This is a genomic window from Nocardia sp. NPDC051832 (assembly GCF_040681285.1).
In the GTDB taxonomy this organism is placed as follows: Bacteria; Actinomycetota; Actinomycetes; order Mycobacteriales; family Mycobacteriaceae; genus Nocardia.
Window position 1 is genome coordinate 1 of sequence record NZ_JBFAYL010000011.1, and the last position, 2,608, is coordinate 2,608.

4 protein-coding genes are annotated in these 2,608 nt (G+C 60.7%); 2 read left to right on the forward strand and 2 right to left on the reverse strand.

Going from position 1 to position 2,608, the window contains the following annotated elements; all coding sequences use genetic code 11:
* Positions 1-252: 252 nt before the first annotated feature.
* Positions 253-597: a hypothetical protein gene (locus AB0M14_RS37655; RefSeq protein ID WP_365005005.1), complete on the reverse strand. Its 345-nt coding sequence runs from the start codon at positions 595-597 to the stop codon at positions 253-255.
* Between the two features lie 336 nt (positions 598-933).
* Here AB0M14_RS37655 and AB0M14_RS37660 point away from each other — a divergent pair, with 336 nt between their 5' ends.
* Positions 934-1,212: a hypothetical protein gene (locus AB0M14_RS37660; RefSeq protein WP_365005008.1), complete on the forward strand. Its 279-nt coding sequence runs from the start codon at positions 934-936 to the stop codon at positions 1,210-1,212.
* 118 nt (positions 1,213-1,330) lie between these two features.
* Here AB0M14_RS37660 and AB0M14_RS37665 read toward each other — a convergent pair whose 3' ends face one another.
* Positions 1,331-1,531 (reverse strand): hypothetical protein, encoded by a 201-nt coding sequence (locus AB0M14_RS37665; protein ID WP_365005010.1) that lies wholly within the window; start codon positions 1,529-1,531, stop codon positions 1,331-1,333.
* A 314-nt stretch (positions 1,532-1,845) separates the two neighbouring features.
* Here AB0M14_RS37665 and AB0M14_RS37670 point away from each other — a divergent pair, with 314 nt between their 5' ends.
* On the forward strand, positions 1,846-2,139 hold the full coding sequence (locus AB0M14_RS37670) for a hypothetical protein (protein WP_365005013.1): 294 nt from the start codon (positions 1,846-1,848) through the stop codon (positions 2,137-2,139).
* Positions 2,140-2,608 lie beyond the last annotated feature (469 nt).

Here is a 2,608-nt window from a genome sequence, read left to right on the forward strand (position 1 = left end):
AACAATGCGGAAAGAAAAAAAGCAAAAAAAGAAAGAAGTAATTAAAGTAAGTTTCAGAAACTTACTTTAATTACTTCTTTCTTTTTTTGCTTTTTTTCTTTCCGCATTGTTTCCATTTCTTCCCTCCGTCTGGTAGTATGCCGGGTCTACAGATTCCCTTTTTTCCCTGCCGAGTTTGGGAGTGTAACGTAACCGGCCGAGGGGAGCAAGATTCTTTCCGATCCGCCCCGCCCGACCGGCGTTTCTTCCGTTCTAAGCGCCCCTCTTCAGGCGGCCGTCCAGCCGCTTTCGGGTCGCGATGACGTCGCGCACGACGTCGAAGTACTCCTCCTGGAACCACTTGTAGAAGCCGGCCAGCTTCTCGGTCTCCGCGTCGGACATTCCCTGCTTCTCGGCGTGCTCGCGCACCAGATTCGGGTCCGAAGCACGCAGGACCAGCAGCGCAGCGGCGTTCAGTGCGACCGAGGTGTCGATCCGGCGCGACCCGATTTCCATCTTCCAGCGGGCGATGGCCTGCTCCAGGAGCACTAGGTCGTATCCACGAAGTCGGGTACTCACCGAGTGGATCTCGTCGAGCTCGTTGGCGTTGGCGGTCATTTTCTCTCCCTTGGATGTCGGTATCTTCCATCATAATGGAAAGTTCCCTATATTCCCAGCTTTATTCATTTATTCTTTGATTCTTTTCGTGCCCATCGTATCGCGTCGAGGCCTCGCCGTCATGTGGCCAGTTGGCCGCGCGCTCCGGCTCGTCGATGCCGGCGAATCCCGGGGTGTGCCACACTTCCCGACCGGGCCGGACCAGATCTTGCGGAGGAAGTGCGCCCGTTACCGAGCACGACTGGTTCCGCGAACTCATGCGCGATTTCGCCGCCACAGTGAAGCCGGAGGCCGCGGCGCGGCGCGGCGAGGATCTGCCGATCACCGGAGGAGGTCATGCGGGAGATGGCGGCGCGCGTCCAGCGAGGCGACATCACGCGATCGGTCAGGATCGGTGGCACTTCGCGAACGCCAAGGCGACCAAGCCCGGCGCCCGAACGCTCGACCACCTTGTCCGAGGCCGGCTATCTGCACATCGGCGAGGGCGAGCGCGCTGCGGTGACGCTCACCAATCGCTGGTTCGTCGACGACCACGAGAAGCCCAGCCGTAAGCGCTTATACGCGCATTTCTGGCGAGCACCAGCCAGAAGGAAGCTGGCTGGTGCTCGTCATTGATCATCCCTGAACTGCGATCGCAATCCCAGCCATTCATCTGCACCCGCAGGGCAGATACGCGTATACGTGTAATCAGCCCTGATCACCGTCGCGACGGTGATCAGGGCTGATGGGCGGGTTAGCTCAGCGATGAAAGCACATCGACCAGGACACCCTGGACAGCTAGCGCACCACCAAACGCCATCGCGCCGCGAAGCACCGCCGAGGCGAGGCCGGCGTTGCTGTATGTGCTCAGCAAGCCAGTGATGAGACCGCAGATGACGGCGATCAGGATCATGATCGCACCAATCAATGCGACTACCAGGAGAGAGAAATTCATAGCTCCTCAAACTTTCGGTTTGAGGATCGGAGTCGCGTCGCAGGAGTTGCCCAACACATCGACTCCGACCCAATTAGGTCGGGTCGAGAAAGGTGTTGGACGTCGCGTCCGCATTGCCAGCGACCGCATCATGACGGCTGCCGACAGGACTGGCGTCAGGCCGGTCCCCGGTCTCTAAGCACGCCCGCAGCGGTCCCATCGCGGTGTGCCAGGGCGGTGCCTAACTCTCATTATGCCGATCGATCATGAAGCGCTCAACGCGTTAGTCGTCGACTGATCTGTGAGCCGCGTCTCGGCGAATACGCTCCTCGGCCATGGACAAGAAACTGGCACAGGAGCGGGCGTGGGCACTGTACGAGGATCTCAAGCGCATTTCCGATCGTGATCCCGAGCAAGAAGTGCGAGGTATCGCGGTACCGGTGATCGATGCCGTGCTCGTGGCATGTAAGGAGTTCGTCCAGGGCGATCCGGCCGTCGAGGCGATCGACGGTCTGATTACCGCCGAGAATGTCGAAGACGGCTCTCTCCGGGCGGTAGACGCTTGCCTGGTCGTCCATCAGCTCGCGCTCGCGATAGGGGAGCCACCAACTGAGCTTCTCATCGGATAGCGCGGTATACGCGTGTACGCGCAAAGGCCCTCACCTGCGATGGTGAGGGCCTTTCTCGGGTGGGTAGCACAGTCGGCCGCCACTCGTCCCTGGACGCGACCATCCTGGAAGCCGTGCGCCGCGTGATCCAGGCCGAACTCCCGGCGGTCGAACCGGATGACCTCTCGGAGTACCTCGGCAACATCATCGCGGCGGTGCAGGCCGACGCCGGCATCACCGACAGCCAGCTGGAGGCTGGCCGGAGCTACGACAGGGGAGAGTGGGAAACGCCGTCCTGCGCAGCTTCTCTCTCTCTCTCTCTCTCTCTCTCTCGCGCGGGGCGCCCCCCCCCCCCCCCCCCCCCCCCCCCCCCCCCCCCCCCACCCCACCCCCCCACCCCACCCCCCACCCACACCCACAAAAAAAAAAGTTAAATAAAGTAACGCAAATCTACCTAACACACAGGAAACACAAACACCACACCCACCAA

Coding starts and splice junctions, on each gene's coding strand:
- AB0M14_RS37665 (WP_365005010.1), bottom strand. CDS start 1,531: ATGAATTTCTCTCTCCTGGTAGTCGCATTGATTGGTGCGATCATGATC.
- AB0M14_RS37660 (WP_365005008.1), top strand. CDS start 934: ATGCGGGAGATGGCGGCGCGCGTCCAGCGAGGCGACATCACGCGATCG.
- AB0M14_RS37655 (WP_365005005.1), bottom strand. CDS start 597: ATGACCGCCAACGCCAACGAGCTCGACGAGATCCACTCGGTGAGTACC.
- AB0M14_RS37670 (WP_365005013.1), top strand. CDS start 1,846: ATGGACAAGAAACTGGCACAGGAGCGGGCGTGGGCACTGTACGAGGAT.